The organism is Kitasatospora sp. NPDC057904 (assembly GCF_042887925.1).
GTDB lineage: Bacteria > Actinomycetota > Actinomycetes > Streptomycetales > Streptomycetaceae > Kitasatospora.
In genome coordinates this window covers 42,455-58,541 of the sequence record NZ_JBHVOL010000028.1, presented here as the reverse complement: position 1 = coordinate 58,541, position 16,087 = coordinate 42,455, and the positions used below count along the sequence as shown (strand labels likewise).

General features: G+C 73.6%; 18 protein-coding genes. 7 read left to right on the top strand and 11 right to left on the bottom strand.

What is annotated here, in order from left to right:
• Positions 1-2: 2 nt before the first annotated feature.
• From ACFVSN_RS39400 to ACFVSN_RS39385, 4 genes are all read right to left on the bottom strand, one after another.
• Positions 3-2,123: a PQQ-binding-like beta-propeller repeat protein gene (locus tag ACFVSN_RS39400; protein WP_387958201.1), complete on the bottom strand. Its 2,121-nt coding sequence runs from the start codon at positions 2,121-2,123 to the stop codon at positions 3-5.
• On the bottom strand, positions 2,120-4,321 hold the full coding sequence (locus tag ACFVSN_RS39395) for a protein kinase (protein ID WP_387958200.1): 2,202 nt from the start codon (positions 4,319-4,321) through the stop codon (positions 2,120-2,122). The genes ACFVSN_RS39400 and ACFVSN_RS39395 overlap by 4 nt, the downstream gene beginning before the upstream one ends.
• A 158-nt stretch (positions 4,322-4,479) precedes the next feature.
• Entirely contained in the window at positions 4,480-5,346 is an 867-nt protein-coding gene (locus tag ACFVSN_RS39390) for a GNAT family N-acetyltransferase (RefSeq protein ID WP_387958198.1), read from the bottom strand.
• A 69-nt stretch (positions 5,347-5,415) separates the two neighbouring features.
• Positions 5,416-5,910: a MarR family winged helix-turn-helix transcriptional regulator gene (locus ACFVSN_RS39385; protein WP_387958196.1), complete on the bottom strand. Its 495-nt coding sequence runs from the start codon at positions 5,908-5,910 to the stop codon at positions 5,416-5,418.
• A gap of 74 nt (positions 5,911-5,984) precedes the next feature.
• On the opposite strand from ACFVSN_RS39385, the gene ACFVSN_RS39380 reads away from it, so the two are divergent.
• Positions 5,985-6,389, top strand: coding sequence for a VOC family protein (locus tag ACFVSN_RS39380; RefSeq protein ID WP_387958194.1), 405 nt, complete (start codon positions 5,985-5,987; stop codon positions 6,387-6,389).
• A 49-nt stretch (positions 6,390-6,438) separates the two neighbouring features.
• Here the strand turns inward: ACFVSN_RS39380 and ACFVSN_RS39375 are convergent, their stop codons facing one another.
• The 3 genes from ACFVSN_RS39375 to ACFVSN_RS39365 all read right to left on the bottom strand — a co-directional run bounded on the left by ACFVSN_RS39375 (position 6,439) and on the right by ACFVSN_RS39365 (position 9,178).
• Complete coding sequence (locus ACFVSN_RS39375) at positions 6,439-6,990, bottom strand: hypothetical protein (RefSeq protein WP_387958192.1); 552 nt, start codon at positions 6,988-6,990, stop codon at positions 6,439-6,441.
• Positions 6,991-7,116: 126 nt separating this feature from the next.
• Complete coding sequence (gene thrS / locus ACFVSN_RS39370) at positions 7,117-8,412, bottom strand: threonine--tRNA ligase (RefSeq protein WP_387958190.1); 1,296 nt, start codon at positions 8,410-8,412, stop codon at positions 7,117-7,119.
• Positions 8,413-8,626: 214 nt separating this feature from the next.
• On the bottom strand, positions 8,627-9,178 hold the full coding sequence (locus ACFVSN_RS39365) for a TetR/AcrR family transcriptional regulator (protein ID WP_387958188.1): 552 nt from the start codon (positions 9,176-9,178) through the stop codon (positions 8,627-8,629).
• Between the two features lie 118 nt (positions 9,179-9,296).
• On the opposite strand from ACFVSN_RS39365, the gene ACFVSN_RS39360 reads away from it, so the two are divergent.
• Genes ACFVSN_RS39360 through ACFVSN_RS39350 form a run of 3 tightly spaced genes read left to right on the top strand, consistent with a single transcriptional unit; the run spans position 9,297 to position 11,193 of the window.
• Positions 9,297-10,229: an oxidoreductase gene (locus ACFVSN_RS39360; RefSeq protein ID WP_387958185.1), complete on the top strand. Its 933-nt coding sequence runs from the start codon at positions 9,297-9,299 to the stop codon at positions 10,227-10,229.
• The gene (locus tag ACFVSN_RS39355) at positions 10,222-10,611 is read left to right on the top strand and encodes a hypothetical protein (protein WP_387958183.1); all 390 of its coding nucleotides are present in this window, start codon (positions 10,222-10,224) and stop codon (positions 10,609-10,611) included. The genes ACFVSN_RS39360 and ACFVSN_RS39355 overlap by 8 nt, the downstream gene beginning before the upstream one ends.
• A 9-nt stretch (positions 10,612-10,620) precedes the next feature.
• Positions 10,621-11,193 (top strand): GNAT family N-acetyltransferase, encoded by a 573-nt coding sequence (locus tag ACFVSN_RS39350; protein ID WP_387958181.1) that lies wholly within the window; start codon positions 10,621-10,623, stop codon positions 11,191-11,193.
• A gap of 5 nt (positions 11,194-11,198) precedes the next feature.
• On the opposite strand, the gene ACFVSN_RS39345 is transcribed toward ACFVSN_RS39350, so the two are convergent.
• Positions 11,199-12,101: a LysR family transcriptional regulator gene (locus ACFVSN_RS39345; RefSeq protein ID WP_387958179.1), complete on the bottom strand. Its 903-nt coding sequence runs from the start codon at positions 12,099-12,101 to the stop codon at positions 11,199-11,201.
• Between the two features lie 194 nt (positions 12,102-12,295).
• On the opposite strand from ACFVSN_RS39345, the gene ACFVSN_RS39340 reads away from it, so the two are divergent.
• The gene (locus tag ACFVSN_RS39340; protein ID WP_387595102.1) at positions 12,296-12,682 is read left to right on the top strand and encodes a VOC family protein; all 387 of its coding nucleotides are present in this window, start codon (positions 12,296-12,298) and stop codon (positions 12,680-12,682) included.
• Between the two features lie 91 nt (positions 12,683-12,773).
• Positions 12,774-13,139 (top strand): hypothetical protein, encoded by a 366-nt coding sequence (locus tag ACFVSN_RS39335; RefSeq protein ID WP_387958178.1) that lies wholly within the window; start codon positions 12,774-12,776, stop codon positions 13,137-13,139.
• A gap of 36 nt (positions 13,140-13,175) precedes the next feature.
• Here ACFVSN_RS39335 and ACFVSN_RS39330 read toward each other — a convergent pair whose 3' ends face one another.
• From ACFVSN_RS39330 to ACFVSN_RS39320, 3 genes are read right to left on the bottom strand one after another with little or no spacing between them, the layout of a single operon-like run.
• Entirely contained in the window at positions 13,176-13,892 is a 717-nt protein-coding gene (locus tag ACFVSN_RS39330) for a leucine-rich repeat domain-containing protein (RefSeq protein WP_387958176.1), read from the bottom strand.
• Entirely contained in the window at positions 13,889-14,788 is a 900-nt protein-coding gene (locus ACFVSN_RS39325; protein ID WP_387958174.1) for an RNA polymerase sigma-70 factor, read from the bottom strand. Before ACFVSN_RS39325 ends, ACFVSN_RS39330 begins: the two co-directional genes overlap by 4 nt.
• A gap of 52 nt (positions 14,789-14,840) precedes the next feature.
• Entirely contained in the window at positions 14,841-15,353 is a 513-nt protein-coding gene (locus ACFVSN_RS39320) for a universal stress protein (RefSeq protein WP_387958172.1), read from the bottom strand.
• Positions 15,354-15,498: 145 nt separating this feature from the next.
• Between ACFVSN_RS39320 and ACFVSN_RS39315 the strand changes: the two genes are divergently transcribed.
• Positions 15,499-16,080 (top strand): exonuclease domain-containing protein, encoded by a 582-nt coding sequence (locus ACFVSN_RS39315; protein ID WP_387958170.1) that lies wholly within the window; start codon positions 15,499-15,501, stop codon positions 16,078-16,080.
• Positions 16,081-16,087 lie beyond the last annotated feature (7 nt).

Below are 16,087 nucleotides of genomic sequence, written 5' to 3'. Positions count from 1 at the left end.
TGTCAGCCGGCTGACAGGTGATAGGCGGTCAGGGTGGTCCCGTAGCCGACCAGCAGGGCCGAGTCCTGGGCGAGGACTTGCGGGGCCCCTGGCTGCCGGGCGAACGTCTGGTGCCATTGCGGTTTGCCGGCGGCGCTGGTGAGCGACTGCACGGTGAAGCCGTCGGCCGCGGTGGGCGCAGTGATCAGGAACGACCCTCCGACGGCGCCCCACACGGTGGCGGCGCCGTGTGGCGACGGCCAGGTCCACGCGGTGCGCCCGGTGCGCAGGTCGAGGGCGGACGCGTCGTGCGGGCCGCCGGTCACGACGACGGTTCCGGCGTCCGCGCACCCGGTGAGGACGCCGGTGCGCGAGCCGGTCCAGAGCCGGGCGCCCTCGGTGTCGAAGGCCGCCGTCACGACCTTCCCGTCCGTGGCCGTCGTCGCGGTGAGGGGCAGGCAGGTGATCACCCCTTGGCGGAGCGAGAGCGAACCCCGGTAGGAAGCGTTGTACATGGTCCCGGACGGAAGACCGGTGGGCCGACTCCAGAGGACGGTCGCGTTCTGGCCGTCCACGGCGGTGAGGGCGAGATCCGCGCCCAGGGCGTACAGCCGGCTCCCGTCCGGCGGCGCGTAGAGGTCCTGGGCGTCGAGCGACCAGCGTTGGCGTCCGGTCGCGCTGTCGAGTGCCACGAACCGGAAGGCGCCCTTGGCGAGCCGGGCCGGGTCCCCGAGGAGCGTGACGATCAGCAACCCCGCCGACGGCATGCCCTGGATGCGGAACGAAGTGCCCAGCGCCGTACTGCTCCACAGCCGGCGCCCTCCGGCCGCGTCGTAGCCGTGCAGCGTTCCGTCCGCTCCGGTGACCAGCAGCAGGCCCGGCAGCGGCAGGGCGACGGACTGCGCACCGGGAACCGTCTCGGACGAACGCCAGACCGTCTCACCACTGCGCGCGTCGCGTGCCCGCACCGAGCCGTCGGAGTCCACGGACCAGAGCCGCTCGCCGTCGCCGACCGGGACCATCCCCGTGTCCGCGGTGCTGCTCCACAACACCCGTCCGTCGGAACGGGCGTAGCCGACGGCTCCCGTGCGGTCCGCGCACACCACCGCCGCCGGGCCGCAGCCCACCGGTGTCATGCCGGCCCGGGGAAGGGTCACCGACCACGCCGTCGGGGGCGCGCCCGACGTGCCCGGCCACAGCGCCCGGGTGGCACCGCCCGCGGCGGCCGTGGCGAGCAGTGCTCCGCCGAGGACGAGCAGCCGGCGCCGGGTGCCGTTCGGATCGCTCAGCACCCGGGCCAGTTCGCGCTCACGCCGGCGTACGGTCCGCTCCGCCCCTCCCAGCCAGTCGGTGCCGACCGCCGGGCCGTACCGGAAGGCCTCGGCGAGCTCGGCGGGTGCGGGCCGCCGGGCCGGGTCCCGGTCCAGACAGCGCACCAGCAGTCCCACCAGCTCCGGTGGCACTCCGTCGAGGTCCGGAGGCTCCTCGGAGGCCCGGTAGATCAGCACCGCCGGCGGTCCCTCGCCGAAGGGTGTGCGGCCGGTCCCGGCGAAGGCCAGCACGGCGCCGAGTGAGAACAGGTCGCTGGCGGGGGTGAGGTTCAACCCTGCCGCGTGTTCGGGGGACATGAACCCGGGGGTGCCGATGATCTGGCCGCTCGCGGTGGGCAGCGCGTCGGCCGTCGGCTTGCTGATCCCGAAGTCGATGACCCTCGGGCCGTCCCGGGCGACCAGGATGTTCGAGGGCTTCAAGTCCCGGTGGATGATCCGGGCGCGATGGATCGCGGCGAGCGCCTCCACCAGGCCCGCTCCCAGGGTCTGCAGCGCGGGCCCGGCGAGCGCGCCGTGCCGTACCACGGCCTCGTACAGCGACGGCCCGGCGACGAACTCGGTGGCCAGCCACGGGACTTCCGCTTCGGTGTCGGCGTCCACCACCGCCACGGTGTAGGCCCCGTTGACCGACCTGGCCGCCGCCACCTCCTGGGTGAACCTGCGCCGGAACTCGGCGTCGGCCGCGTACTCCTGCTGCACGGTCTTCACCGCGACGGGGCGCCCGCTGCCGGTGGTGGCCAGGTAGACGGCGCCCATGCCCCCCACGCCGAGCTTTCGCAGGATGCGGTAGGGACCGATGCTCTGCGCGCTCATGCGGCGCCGGCCCGGAAGGCGCGCAGCGTGGTGGAGGAGGCGCAGTAGAGCGTTCCGCCGACGGCCGCGGTGGTCCACTGGCCCTCGTCGGAGGCCGGGCGTGACACCCAGCGGACCGCGCCTGCGGCGGCGTCCAGGACGGCGGCCCCGGACGGCCCGCCCAGCAGGGGGACGCCGAAGAAGCCGTCGCCTGCCGACGGCACCCGGAAGTCCATCCCCGTGCCCGGCGAGGTCGCCGTCGCCACGGTGGAGTGCCACAGCCCTTTGCCGGTCGTGACGTCCAGGCAGTAGGCGGTGCCCAGGTTCCCGGACAGCAGCAGCCTGCCGGCACCCAGTGCACAGCCGAAGACCGCCTGCGGGACGGGGGGAGCCAACCAGCGCTGCCGCCCGGTCGCCGGTTCCAGGGCCACCACCGTCAGTCCGTTGACGACCACCAGCAGTTCGCTGGTGCGGATCAGCCGTGAGGGCAGCGCGGTGCCCCCGGCCCCAAGCCCGGTGGCCTGCCACTGGGACGCTCCGGTCCGCAGGTCCACGGCGTGCAGGACGTCACCGTCCTGGTAGTAGCACCTGCCGTCGGCGACCAGACCCATCGAGCTGCCGGAACCGCTGAACAAGACCTCATTGTCGTGGGCCGTGGACACCGCCATGTTCTGGGCGACGTCGTGCTGCCACAGCACCTCCCCGGTACCCAGATCGGCCCCGACGACGACTCCGCCGCCGGCGAAGGCCGTCTGCCGGGCCATCACCACGGTCCGGTCGTCCGCACCGAAAACCCCGATGCTCATCTCGGCGTCCATCTTCTGCTCGGCGGGCACGGTGAGCGGGATCCGGTGGTCCTCGGCGGTGGCGTTCAGCCACACCAGGCTCTTGAAGTCCATGGACGTCCCGTAGAGCAGCCCGTTCTGCGCCTGGAAGAACTGGACGTCCTCCCGGGCCCACGCCTGACGCCCCGTCGAGCCGTCGAGGCCGGTCGCGCCCAGCCCCTGGGACCACCACACCGGGGTGGGCCCGAGGACGGACAGCTGGTGGCCGATCGCCACACCGCTGAACGGCCGGCTCCACAGCGGGGCCGGGGCTTCGGTCGCGGGGCTCGCGCCTCCCGCATCGGCTCCCCATGCGTCCACGGGATTGCCGACCGTCGCCGTCCCGGCGGCCGCCCGTGCCCGACGCGTGAGCAGCAGCGGCACGCCGACGGCCGCCGCCACACCCGCGCCGAGCCCGGCACCGAGGCCGAACAGGCCGCGGCGGCTGAGCGACTGCCACGTCCGCACCGGCAGCGCGGGCGGATCGGCGGGCGGCGCGGCCAGGTCGGTCGCGGCCTGCCGCTCCCGGGCGTCGAGGTCGGCCAGCAGGCCCGGACTCAGCAGTGCCGCCGGATCGACCGGAGCCAGTGCGGCCAGCACGGCCGCCGCCGCGGGCCGCCGGGCCGGCTCCTTGTCCAGGCACGCGGCCACCAGCGGGCGCAACACGGCCGGCACACCGGCGAGTTCGGGCTCCTCGTAGACCGCCCGCCGGTTGATCTGCGCGGGCTCACCGGTGCCGAACGGGGTGCGGCCGGTGAGCGCGTACACCAGCAGGCAGCCGAGCGAGAACACGTCCGACGAGGCGAAGGTGACGGATGCGGAGACGATGCGCTCGGGAGCGATGTATCCGGGCGTGCCGCACACCATGCCGGTCCGGGTCAGGTGAACGGCGTCGAAGGCACGGCTGATCCCGAAGTCGATGACACGCGGACCGTCCCGCGCGATGAGCACATTGCCCGGCTTGAGGTCACGGTGCACCACGCCCACGGCGTGGATCGCGGCCAGCGCCTCCGCGAGGGCCGCCCCCAAGGCCCGCGCACCCGCCTCGCCGAGCGGGCCGAACCGCCTGACCACCTCGCCGAGCGACGGCGCCGGCAGGTACGCCGTGGCCATCCACGGCCGGGAACCGCGCGGCTGCGCGTCCACCACGGGCGGCGTGTGGAACCCCGTCACCCGCCGGGCGGCCTCCACCTCCTGCTGGAACCGGCGCTGGAACTGCGGGTCCTCCGCGTACTCGGGCCGGATGACCTTCACCGCGAGCAGCCTCAGTCCGGGCGAGCGGGCCAGGTACACCACCCCCATCCCGCCCTCGCCCAACGGCCGCAGCAACTGATGGGGGCCCACGAACACGGCCGGCTGTTCCGCTATTCCTTCGGTGTCACCATTGGCAGCCACCAAGCCTCCCCCGGTATGTCGCCGCCGTCACGGACAGGGTGACACGTACTGCTCATCCAGCGGTTCCCTTCCCCGCATTGGGGGATCCCATCTGCCGGCCGGGCAGGCTGGAGGCGTCCGACGCGTTGCTCGACAGGCCGGAGACGAAGGAGAGGCCTTCAAGCCCTTCGGCGCAGATCCCGGAGCTCCGGCAGTCGCCGGAGTCCGGCCGATCGGTAGGCGGCGATGGCGGCGGCGTTGGAACTCGGCGTACACACGCCGACGTTGGAGGAACCCAGCTCCTGGAGTGTCCGCGCCGCTGCGAGCACGATGGCGCGGCCGTAGCCGAGGCCGCGGTGGTCCGCGTGGACGCCCATCGGTTCGATCAGGCCGGGTCTGTCTTCTCCCGCGGACCACACCGTCGCGGCGGCCACCGGTTCGCCCCGGTCGTTACGGGCGAGCAGGCAGCGCGCGGCGGCGTACGGGGCGGCTGCCGCCATCGAGTGCCAGCGTTCGTCGGTGAAGGTGGAGTTGGCGAACGCCGAGCGCTGGACGGCAGTCCGCTCGGGTGCCTGCTCGGGCCCCACCACCTCGACGTGCACGCCTGGCTCCGGTACGGGCTCGCCGAGTTCGCGGCGCAGCGGCGTCCAGGCGTCACCGTCCTCCCAGTCGTGCCGCACCAGCAGGTCGCGGACGAGCGCGCCCGGCGGGGTGGCCACGTACGCCTCGCCCTCCGGGAGCACGCCGTGCCGGGGGGACGCTGCGTCCTCGGCCACCTGCCGCGCCAACTCCTCGTCGTGGAGTGCCTTCGGCGCGATCTGCAGCCGCAGCACGTCCGGTCCGTCCAGCAGGCCGACGGCCAGTACCTCCCCCGCCCGGTTCCACGTCCGCACGGCTGCGGCCGTTCGCTCCGCACCGAACCGCCGGAACCAGCCGATGTCTCCCGGGTGCAGCTGCGCGGGTCGGTCGTCGTGCTGCCAGTCGGTCAACACGCCGACAGTGGAATGGAGTTCGTCGACCGTCGGCGTGCTCATCGTGATCGCCATCCCTCGATTGCACACCAGCCCGCCGACGCTCCGCACCCGAATTCCCGCGGGCCCACGCCTGCTACCGCCTCACAGGCCCAACCGCCCCGTCGTCAGCCCGGCGTGGACGCGCAGCAGCAGCCCCTGGAGCACCTCCCGTTCCTGTGCGTCCAGCGGTGCGAGTACCTCGTCCTGCACCGACCGCGCCTCGGCGTCGAGTTCGGCGAGCAGCGCCCGACCCGCGTCCGTCACGGACACCGAAACGCGCCGCCGGTCGGCGCTGTCGCGGGCCCGTTCGACGTAGCCGCCGGCGGCGAGTTGGTCGGCGATCTTGGCGAGGTCGCTCGGGTCCAGGGCGAGCCGCTCGCAGAGTTCGCGCTGGGCGTGCGGCCCGAAGTCGGCGAGGGATGCCAGCACGGCCATGTCCCACAGCCGCAGCCCGCGCCCGGCCAGCCGCTCGCCGAGGCGGGCCCGCGCGGTGCGGCCGATCCGGGAGAGGAGGTAGGTGCCGAGGTCGAGCAGGGTCGGCGGCATGTCGCCCGAGGACGGGGGCGGGGACGGGGACGGGGCGGCGGGAGGGGTCATGGCTGGATTCTAGGGTTCTTCCTATAGTGGGTCTGCACCTACTAATATTCGAGTCATGCCCAGGAGCCCTGGTCATGGACGCCCTGTACCCCCGCCTGCTCGTCACGCGCTTCGCCGAGTGCTTCGGCTTCTACCGCGCGGTCCTCCCGCCCCTCACCGGCGCCGTCCTGGTCAAGGGCGCCCCCGAGGGCCCGTACGCCAACTGGGACGTCGACGACCAGGCCGTCCTCGTGCTCTACGACCGCGCCGCCATGGCCGCCACCCTCGGCACCACGGACCTGCCCGTCCGGGCCGCCGCCCAGGACTCCGCGATGCTCGCCTTCCGCGTCGACGACGTCGACGCGGCGCTCGCCCTCTGCCTCGCCCACGGCGGCGCCCTCGCCGTGCCCGCCACCGACCGCCCGGAGTGGGGCCCGAACCTGCGCAGCGCCCACCTGCGGGACCCGGACGGGCACCTGATCGAGCTCCAGTCCTACTGACGCGCGCCGGCGGCCCCGCCCGGGCGGGCAGGGCCGCCGGGACGGGCACTCAGCGGTGGAAGACCTGGAGTTCGCGGACGGCGTCGTTGAAGTTCGCCCCCAGGTAGGAGGCCGGCAGGTCCATCGTCTTCTCCACGCCGAGGGTGGACCACAGATGGACGGCGTTGCAGTTGTTGTAGCCCTTCATCGACGAGACGCTGAGCGCGACGTCGATGTAGTTCACGAGGTGGTAGCCGGTGCCGTCGCAACCGCCGGCGTCGCCATAGAAGGCGTAGATGACGCCGCCACCGTAGTCGGCGTCCTTGAACTCCTCCAGCAGCAACGTGCGGTCCATCGGCCGCTCGGCGGAGCGGTCCACGCCGTCGGCCTTGGCGAGGGCGTCCTCGCGGGAGTCCGTCGAACAGGCCCGCCCGAGCATCGGGGACCGGCCGTCCGCGCCGGGCACGTGGCCGAGGACGGCGGCGCAGTACTGGACCGCCGGGATCGGCAGCGGCCGGGACGGGAGCGGCGAGGCCGGGGCGGCGGGTGCGACGGCGGCCGAGCCGGCGAGGGCCAGGCACGCCGCGAGGGCGGGTCCGACGATCCTGCGCGGGATACGCATGGGTACCTCCGGAACGAGGGGGACGGCGGCCGGGGACTCGGCCGCCGCGCCCATTCGACGGGCGGCCGAGCCATCTTGACGATCCGACACACCGCTTGCCGCACTAGTCGTACGTATGCCCTCGGATCAGCGGGCCGACTCGTCCTCCCACAACTCGCCGCTGTACGCCGCCACCAGCGCGCCGATCCGCGCCAGCGCCTCCTCGGCCGGCATCGGGTCGAGCCGGCGCCCGTCCCGCAGGCGCAGCGCGACGCGCCCGTCCGCCGCCTCCCGCGCTCCGATCACCGCCTGGTACGGCACCAGACGAGCCTCCCGGATCCGCGCCCCGAGGCTCCCGTGCTCGGGGCCGGCGATCTCGGCGCGCAGCCCGAGGTCCAGGCAGCGCTCGCGCAGCCGCTCGGCCTGCGGGACCTCGGCCTCCGAGATCGGCACCAGCACGATCTGGGCCGGCGCGAGCCACGCGGGGAACGCGCCGCCGTAGAGCTCGATCAGGTGGGCGACCACCCGCTCGACGCTGCCGATCACGCTGCGGTGGACCATCACCGGGCGGTGCTTGGCGCCGTCCGGCCCGATGTAGTGCAGGTCGAACCGCTCGGGCTGGTGGAAGTCGATCTGGACGGTGGAGAGGGTGAACTCGCGCCCGGCGCCGTCGGCGATCTGGACGTCGATCTTGGGCCCGTAGAACGCGGCCTCGCCCTCCGCCGCCTCGAACGGCACGCCGGAGCGCTCCAGCACCTCGGTGAGCAGCGCGACCGCCCGCTCCCAAAGGGCCGGGTCGGCCACGTACTTGCCGCCCGCGCCGGGCAGCGAGAGGCGGTAGCGGACGGGCACGATGCCGAGCGCGCGGTGCGCCTCGCGGATCAGCTCCAGCGCGGCGACGGCCTCGTCGGCGGCCTGCTCGGGGGTGCAGAAGACGTGGGCGTCGTTCAGCTGGATCGCCCGGACGCGGGTGAGGCCGCCCAGCACACCGGACAGCTCGGAGCGGTACATGCCGCCCAACTCTGCCATGCGCAGCGGAAGTTCGCGGTAGCTGTGCGGGCGGGAGCGGTACATCAGCGCATGGTGGGGACAGAGGCTGGGGCGCAGCACCATCTCCTCCGAGCCGACCTGCATGGGCGGGTACATGTCGTCGCGGTAGTGCGCCCAGTGGCCGGAGATCTCGTACAGCTCGCGCTTGCCGAGGACGGGCGAGTAGACGTGGCGGTAGCCGGCGCGGCGCTCACGGCCGCGGATGTACTCCTCCAGGGCGTGGCGGACGGCGGCGCCGTCGGGCAGCCAGTAGGGAAGGCCGGAGCCCATCAAGGGGTCGGTGTCGAAGAGGTCCAGCTCGCGGCCGAGCTTGCGGTGGTCGTGCGCGGCGGGCACGTGCTCGTGCGCGGCGGCGCAGTCGGCGTGGACGTCGGCGGGGGCGTGAACGTTCATGGGGTGGTCTCCACTCGGAGGGCGGGACGAGTGGATCCGGAAACGGCGAAGCCCCGGGGCACTCGCCCCGGGGCTTCGGACTAGGTCAGCAGTCAGCGCACCGGGACTCTCTCCGGCGTCGTCGTGGCGAGTGCAGCGCGCTTCATGTGATCCACCGTAGCAGGTGGATGAAGCCGGTGGTGATCTTTTCTCGGACCCGCCGCTCGGCCCGCGGTCAGTCGGCCTCCGGCCGCAACCCCCTGCGCACGACGTCCAGCAGGCGCTCGCGGGCGCCTTCTTCGGGCTGCGTGAATTCCCGCGTGAGGCAGGCCAGCATGAGCGCCTTGACGTCCGCCACGGTCACGTCCGCCCGCACCACGCCCGCCCGCTGCGCACCGACGAGCAGGTCACGCAGGGCCGCACCCACGTCGTAGCCGGCCTCGATCGCGGCGCCCTCCATGTCGAACCCCGCGCCGGCCAGGGCCTCTCCCAGCCCCCGGTTGATCGCGCCCTCCGCGACCATGTAGGCGAAGAACCCGAAGAAGGCCTCGCCCGGCTCCGCCTCCTCGGCGAGGGCCCGGGCCCGCTCGACAAGCCGCTCGACGCGGCTGAGCACGATCGCCCGGAACAGGTCGTCCTTGGTGGGGAAGTGCCTGCTCACCGTGCCCGTGCCCACGCCGGCCCGCCGGGCGATCCGTTGGACGCTCACCGCGAGGCCCTCCTCCGCGAAGGCCGCCGAGGCGGCTTCGAGCACCTTCACGCGGTTGCGCTGCGCATCGGCCCGCACGCCCCGTCTCCCTCCGCCCGTTCGGGCCCCGATCGCCGTTGACAACCGGGACGGGCGTCCCGGATAGTGAAAGCGGGACGCTCATCCCGATTATACTCTCCGTCACCAGGAGGATCGGATGGCACAGCACCGCTGGACCGCCGAGCGCATCGCCGACCAGACCGGCCGCACCGCACTGATCACCGGGGCCAACACCGGCGTCGGCTTCCACACCGCCGAGTCGCTGGCCCGGCGCGGCGCCACGGTGGTGCTCGCCTGCCGCGACGCCGAACGCGCCGAACAGGCCGCCGCACGGATCCGCGGCACCGCACCGCGATCCCGCGTCGTCACCCTGCCGCTGGACCTTGCCGCGCTGTCGTCCGTTCGGGCCGCGGCCGACCAACTCCACACGATGTGCAGTGAATTGGACCTCCTGATCAACAACGCGGGCGTCATGTGGGCCCCGCCCGGCCGCACCCGGGACGGCTTCGAGACACACCTCGGGATCAACCACCTCGGCCACTTCGCGTTCACCGGACTCGTGCTCGACCTGCTCCGCGACACCCCGGGCGCCCGGATCGTGACGGTCACCAGCCCCGCCCACCGGTCGGCGCAACTCGACTTCGACGACCTCCGGTTCACGCGCAGGTACCGCCCGGCCGCCGCCTACGCCCGGTCCAAACTGGCCAACCTGCTCCACGCCCACGAGCTGCAGCGCCGCCTCGTCGCCTCGGGCTCCGCCCTGCTCTCGGTGGCCGCTCACCCCGGCGCCGCCCGCACCGAGCTGAACCGTTCGATGCCCGCCCTCTTCCGGGGACCGTCCTGGGGACTGTGGCGCCCGTTCACCCACACCGCCCAGCACGGCGCCCTGCCGATCCTGCGCGCCGCCACCGACCCGGAGGCCAGGGGAGGCGAGTACTACGCCCCCAGCGGCCCGGGCGAGTTCAGCGGCCACCCGGTCGTGAGGAGTTCGAGTTCCGGCTCGCACGACACCGGCGCGCAGCGGACGTTGTGGGAGGCATCGGAGCAACTGACCGGCGTGCCCTACGACTTCGGCCCGTCCGATGAGTGAGCGCGGACGGGCGGCGTGGCTGGGGCTCGCGGCCGGCTTCGTACAGTCGCTCGCCTTCCTCCGTGAACGGACGGGAGCGTTCGACGCCGTCCCCGGCTCCGTTGCGGCACCGGTCGTCATCGCGGCCACCCTGTCGTTGTGGACGCTCGCGGGCCTCCGCGCCGCACACCCGATGTCCGGAGCCCGTGCCGGACTGCTCAGTGCCGCGGTGACGACGCTGGCGCTCTGGAGCACCATGCTGCTGAGCGGCAACGTCCGCATCGGGTATGCCTGTTGGCACGCGGCCGCCTTCCTTCCCTTCGGCGCCCTCTGTGCCGCCCTCCCGCCCCGGTGCCGCAAAGGGCCGCGGGCCGACGAACGCCCGGCCGCCGGGGCCGGATAGGTTGTCGGTATGACCTTGTCGACACGTACAGCAGTCGCCGCCGACCATGCCAAAGTGCTCGCCCTGATCGACGGCGCCCGGGGCGACGGGCTGTCCCCGGAGGAGCGCGCGGAGCGGGGTTTCGTGCAAGGCCGCTTCGACGAGGACAAGCTCGCCGCGATGGAAGCCACCACCGGCATCTACATCGTCGAGGAGGACGGGCGGATCGCGGGCGCCGCCCTCACCGCTCCCGCCTCCCCGGCACTCGACGCAGGGCCGCCGCGCCGGACCTGCGAGGCCGCCCTGCGTGCCGGGCTCGCGCCGGACCGCTTCTACCTGTACGGGCCGGTGGTCGTGGATCCGGAGTTCCGCGGGCGCGGGGTCGTGCGGCGCCTGTTGCGGGCCGTCGACGCGAACCTGCGCGACCGCTTCGACCACGGCGTCCTGTTCGTCGAGCAGTCCAACCGCAAGTCGCTCGCGGTCCACCGGCACCTGGGCATGCGCGAGGCGGCGGAGTTCACCGTGGCGGACCGCGCGTACACCGTGTTCAGCTTCGCGTCCGGCACCTTCTGCGACCAGCCGGCCACGACCCCGGCGGGCTGAGCGCGCTACCGCACCACGGCCGCACCGGCGGCGGCCACGTCGGCCGCCGCCCGGACGAACTCGCGGACCCGCTCCGTCGTGTTGCCCGGCAGCCAGACCGGGCCGCGCTCGATCGGCGGGGCGTCGTGGATCGGGACGTAGGCCAGGTCGGGGCGCGGGTAGTACTGGCGGCAGTGCTCGCCGACCGGCAGGACGCCCCGGCCCAGCGCGACCAGGCTGAGCATCTCGGAGAACGTCCCGCCGCACGGCCCCTTGGGCACCGGGCGGCCGGACGGGGTGCGGTCGGGGGTGCGGTCGCGCTTGAACCCGACCGACGTCACCGCCGGGTACTGCACCACCGGGTGGTCCGCGAGCACGTCGAGCGACACCGACTCCTCCGCCGCCAGCGGGTGCCCGGCCGGCACCGCCAGGACCCGGCGCTCGGTCAGCAGGACCGGCCCGGTGGCCATGCCGTCGAAGGGGAAGGAGGCCACCAGGACGTCGACCGAGCCGTCCGCCAGGCCGGACCGCGAATTCGAGAGCTGCGCCTCCCGGACGTCCACCCGGCAGTCGGGGTGCCGCTCGCCGAACAGCGCGACCGCCCTCAGCAGCACCGGCGCCGTCCACTCCCCCATGAACGCGACCCGCAGCTCGCCCGTCACTCCCCGGCCGGCGTCCACCGCGCGGCGCAGTGCCTCCTCCATCGCGGCCACCACCGGGACGAGGTCATCGGCCAGCTGCCGCCCGACCGGGGTGAGCCGGACGGACCGGCTGGTGCGCTCGAACAGCGGCGCGCCGATCCGGCGCTCCAGCTTCCTGACCACCTGGCTGACCCGCCCGGTGGTGAGGTTCAGCAGCTCGGCGGTCCGGCCGAAGTGCAGTTCCCCGGCGAGCGCGAGGAAGACCTCGGTCTCCAGCCGCTCCAGCATGCCGCCCCCTCGCCCGCCGCTCCCGGCATCGTTCGATCCGGCATCGCCCACTCCGGCATCGGCCGCTCCGGCACCGTTCGGCATCGTTTAATTCAGCTCAACGATCATACGACGATCCGGCATTGATGATCACTTCCGGGCGGAGGATCGTGGAACCCGTCACCAGCGAAACCCCACCCCCGGAGCCGGCCACCATGCGCGTCATCGCCTTCGACCACCTCGTCCTCAACGTCGCCGACATCGAGCGGTCCCTCGCCTTCTATTCCGGCCTCCTCGGCCTGGAGCCCGTCCGGGTCGACGAGTGGCGGGCCGGCAAGGTGTCCTTCCCGTCCGTCCGGGTCACCGCCGAGACCATCATCGACCTGGTGCACCGCCCCCGGCACGAGTCCAACGTCGACCACATCTGCCTCACCGTCGAGCCCCTCGACTGGCAGGAGGTCATCGACTCGGGCGTCTTCACCGTCCTGGAGGGTCCCGTCCCGCGCTACGGCGCCCGCGGCACCGCCACTTCCGTCTACGTCCAGGACCCGGACGGCAACACCGTCGAACTCCGGTGGTACCCGCAGGACACCACCGCCTGAAGCAGAGGGGGCCGTCCCGGACCCACGGGGGTGGACCGGGACGGCCTCCTCGGAACGCCGGACCGACTGCGGCCGGTGCGAGGATGTCGGCATGTACTGGTACCTGACCGTTCGGCCGGACCGCCGCCACGACGGGAGCGTGGCGACAGGAGTGCTGCTGGCGCACCTGGACGCGGTGCCCGGCCTCCGGAGGACCGACCTGGCCTCCTACCAGGCCGAAGACGGCCGCGAGTGGCTCGATGTGAGCATCGCCGCACGCGGCGAGGCCGCCGGCTACGCCGTCCACGAGGGCCGGGTGCCGGCGCGGGTCGACGTGGTGGAGCTGATCTGCTCCACGCCCGACGGCTACACCGCCGCGCTGGCAGTGGCCACCGGGATCGCCGACCTGCTCGGCTGGGAGGTCGTCGACTCCGAGAGCGACGAGGTCCTGCACGCCGGGGCGGCGCCGTCCACGTGAGGACCGATGGTCCCGGTTGCGCAGGCCGTCCCGGACTCAGTAGAGGACTTCGCAGCCCCGGGCCGTGAGCGCTTCGAGCAGGACGGGGGCGGGGGTCACCGGGTTCCAGCGGAGGTCGAGCTTTTCCAGGGCCGGGAGTTCGGCGAGCCACGGCGGGAAGGTGGCGATCCGGTTGCTCCGCACGTCGAGGCGGCGCAGCAGGGGCAGGCCGGCGAGGGGTGGCGGGAGCTCCGTGAGGTGGTTCTCGCGCAGGTCGAGCTCGCGCAGGTTGGCCAGGTCGCCGATCGACGCGGGCAGGGTGCTCAACCGGTTCTCGCGCAGCCAGAGTTCGCGCAGGGCGCCGAGGCGGCCGATCGAGTCGGGGAGCGCGGCGAGCCGGTTGTACTGGGCGCGGAGCTCCACCAGCGACGCCATGTCGCCGATCGTGGACGGGAGTTCGCGGAGCCGGTTCTCGCCGACGTTGAGGTAGCGCAGCGCGGTGAGGCGGCCGAGGGTTTCGGGCAGAGTGAACAGCCCGTTGTCGTGCAGGTAGAGGAAGTCGCGTAGGTCCGTCAGATCGCCCAGTTCGGCGGGGAGGGCCGCGAGTTTGTTGTGGCCGAGGTCGAGGGTGCGCAGGCGCTGCAACGCGCCCACGGCGGGCGGCACTTCGGTGAGGCCGGTCTCGGCGAGGATCAGGACCGTCACGTCGGTGCGGTCCCACACGTCGGCCGGCAGGTCGGCGAGGGGCCGACGCCAGAGGTTCAGGGTCGTCACGCCGTCTCCTCGGACAGACCGGACAGACCGGCCAGCTTGTCGGGATTGACCTGGAAGCGCAGGTTCTGCAGGCGGCCGTCGGCGATGTCGTAGGTGAGCGCGCCGACCGGGTGGCCGGCCATGGTGAACAGGACGCCCTGCTCGCCGTTGATGACCGCCGACCGCCAGGCCATGCCCCGGAGTTCGGGCTTGGCGAGGACGCCGAGGATCCAGCGGGCGACGCCGTCGGTACCGTGCAGCGGGCGGCGGGCCGCGGTGACCTTGCCGCCGCCGTCGGACCACGCGGTCACGTCCGGGGCGAGGAGCTCCATCACCGCGTTCAGGTCACCGCCGGTGCAGGCCGCGAGGAAGCGGTCGGTGATCTCGCGGCGCTGTTCCGGGTCGCTGTCGAAGCGCCGGCGGTGGGCGCGGACGTGTTCGCGGGCGCGGTGGGCGGTCTGGCGGACCGTCGCCTCGCTCCGGTCGAGGAACCCGGCGATCTCCGCGTGCGAGAACCCGAAGGCCTCGCGCAGCACGAACACCGCCCGCTCGACCGGGCCGAGGCTCTCCAGGACCACGAGCATCGCGGTGGAGACGGAGTCCGCGAGCTCGGCGCCGTCCGCGATGTCCGGGGCGGTGAGCAGGGGTTCGGGCAGCCAGGGGCCGACGTACGCCTCGCGCTTGGCCCGGGCCGAGGTGAGCCGGGTGAGCGAGAGGTTGGTGACCGTGCGCACCAGGTAGGCCCGCGGGTTGGCGACCGTCTCCCGGTCGACGCGGGACCACGCGAGCCAGGCGTCCTGCAGCACGTCCTCGGTGTCGGCGACGCTGCCGAGCAGGCGGTAGGCGGTGCCGAAGAGGAGTCGGCGGTGCTCGGTGAAGTCGTCCAGCGCGTCCGGCGCCGCAGGCGTGTTGATCACGCCGTCAGGCTGCCAGCGGTCGACCCGCCGCCGCAAGTGCCCAGCGGCCGCGTCACAGCCTCACGGCCGGGGCGGCCGCGCTGCGCTCCGCCGTCGGCGGCACGGCGAGCACCGGACAGCGCGCGTGCTTGCGGCAGTGGGCGGCCACTCGGCCACGGCCGCGGGCGGCGCGGAAGCGGCCGGTGCGGAAGCGGCCGGTGCGGGTGCCCGTGCCCAGGACCAGCAGGCCGCCCTCGCGGTCCGCGATCCGGACCAGGGCAGCGGCCGCTGCACCACGCACCAGTTCACCGTCGGCGACGACCCCGGCCGCGAAGGCCAGTTCCATCGCCGCGGCCAGCACGTCGGCGGCGGCCTCCCGGGCCTCGACCACCGGGGGCCAGTCCGGGTAGCGCAGGGCGCGCCGCTCGCCGACCGGCGACTTCCAGGCGTGCACGGCGAGCAGGCCGGCCCCGGTGCGCCGCGCCTCCGCGATCGCCCACCGCAGGGCCGCGCGGCTCCCCGGTGATCCGTTCACGCCGACCACGATCCGCCGTCTCGGCCCCTCGTCCCAGCCGTTCCCTGCCATTCCTGCCCTTCGACGGTGCCCTGCCGGATCGCGGATCGAGACTGCCGAGCCCGCCTCGGTCCCCCGGCCTTGACACCCACCATGCCCACCGGGCGCGGCCGATAACCGATTGACCGCACCGGCGGCCGCCGCCCATGATCCCCGCATGGACGCACGATTGCTCAACGTGGTGGACGTCGAGGCCACCTGCTGGGACGGCCGGGTGCCGCCCGGGGAGGTCAACGAGATCATCGAGATCGGGCTGACCGTCGTCGACCTCGAAGCCCGCGAACGCGTCGGGCGCCACCGGATCCTGGTGCGGCCGGGGCGCTCGACCGTCAGCGCGTTCTGCACCGAGCTGACCGGGCTGACGCAGTGGGAGGTCGACACCGGCCTGTCGTTCGCCGACGCCTGCGCGCTGCTGGCCGACGAGCACGGCGCGGGCGAGCGGGCCTGGGCCAGCTGGGGCGACTACGACCGCAAGCAGTTCACCCGCCAGTGCCGCGACAACGGGGTGACGTACCCCTTCGGCTTCGGCGAGCGGCACACCAACGCCAAGGCGGTCTTCGCCGACGCGTTCGGGCTGCGCAAGCGCCCCGGCATGGCGAAGGCCCTGGAGCTGGCCGGGCTGCCCCTTGAGGGGCGTCACCACCGGGGCGAGGACGACGCGTGGAACATCGCGGCCCTGGTCCTCGGCCTGGTCCGGGCGGGCGTCTGGCCGGGGGATCCAGAGGACACCGAGGCCTGAGCTGCCG

Excerpts from the sequence above, each read along its gene's own strand:
- ACFVSN_RS39360 (WP_387958185.1), top strand. The coding sequence starts at position 9,297 with ATGGCACAGCACCGCTGGACCGCCGAGCGCATCGCCGACCAGACCGGC.
- ACFVSN_RS39400 (WP_387958201.1), bottom strand. The coding sequence starts at position 2,123 with ATGAGCGCGCAGAGCATCGGTCCCTACCGCATCCTGCGAAAGCTCGGC.
- ACFVSN_RS39315 (WP_387958170.1), top strand. The coding sequence starts at position 15,499 with ATGGACGCACGATTGCTCAACGTGGTGGACGTCGAGGCCACCTGCTGG.
- ACFVSN_RS39380 (WP_387958194.1), top strand. The coding sequence starts at position 5,985 with ATGGACGCCCTGTACCCCCGCCTGCTCGTCACGCGCTTCGCCGAGTGC.
- ACFVSN_RS39355 (WP_387958183.1), top strand. The coding sequence starts at position 10,222 with ATGAGTGAGCGCGGACGGGCGGCGTGGCTGGGGCTCGCGGCCGGCTTC.
- thrS (WP_387958190.1), bottom strand. The coding sequence starts at position 8,412 with ATGAACGTTCACGCCCCCGCCGACGTCCACGCCGACTGCGCCGCCGCG.
- ACFVSN_RS39350 (WP_387958181.1), top strand. The coding sequence starts at position 10,621 with ATGACCTTGTCGACACGTACAGCAGTCGCCGCCGACCATGCCAAAGTG.
- ACFVSN_RS39390 (WP_387958198.1), bottom strand. The coding sequence starts at position 5,346 with ATGGCGATCACGATGAGCACGCCGACGGTCGACGAACTCCATTCCACT.
- ACFVSN_RS39335 (WP_387958178.1), top strand. The coding sequence starts at position 12,774 with ATGTACTGGTACCTGACCGTTCGGCCGGACCGCCGCCACGACGGGAGC.
- ACFVSN_RS39340 (WP_387595102.1), top strand. The coding sequence starts at position 12,296 with ATGCGCGTCATCGCCTTCGACCACCTCGTCCTCAACGTCGCCGACATC.
- ACFVSN_RS39385 (WP_387958196.1), bottom strand. The coding sequence starts at position 5,910 with ATGACCCCTCCCGCCGCCCCGTCCCCGTCCCCGCCCCCGTCCTCGGGC.
- ACFVSN_RS39345 (WP_387958179.1), bottom strand. The coding sequence starts at position 12,101 with ATGCTGGAGCGGCTGGAGACCGAGGTCTTCCTCGCGCTCGCCGGGGAA.
- ACFVSN_RS39320 (WP_387958172.1), bottom strand. The coding sequence starts at position 15,353 with ATGGCAGGGAACGGCTGGGACGAGGGGCCGAGACGGCGGATCGTGGTC.
- ACFVSN_RS39375 (WP_387958192.1), bottom strand. The coding sequence starts at position 6,990 with ATGCGTATCCCGCGCAGGATCGTCGGACCCGCCCTCGCGGCGTGCCTG.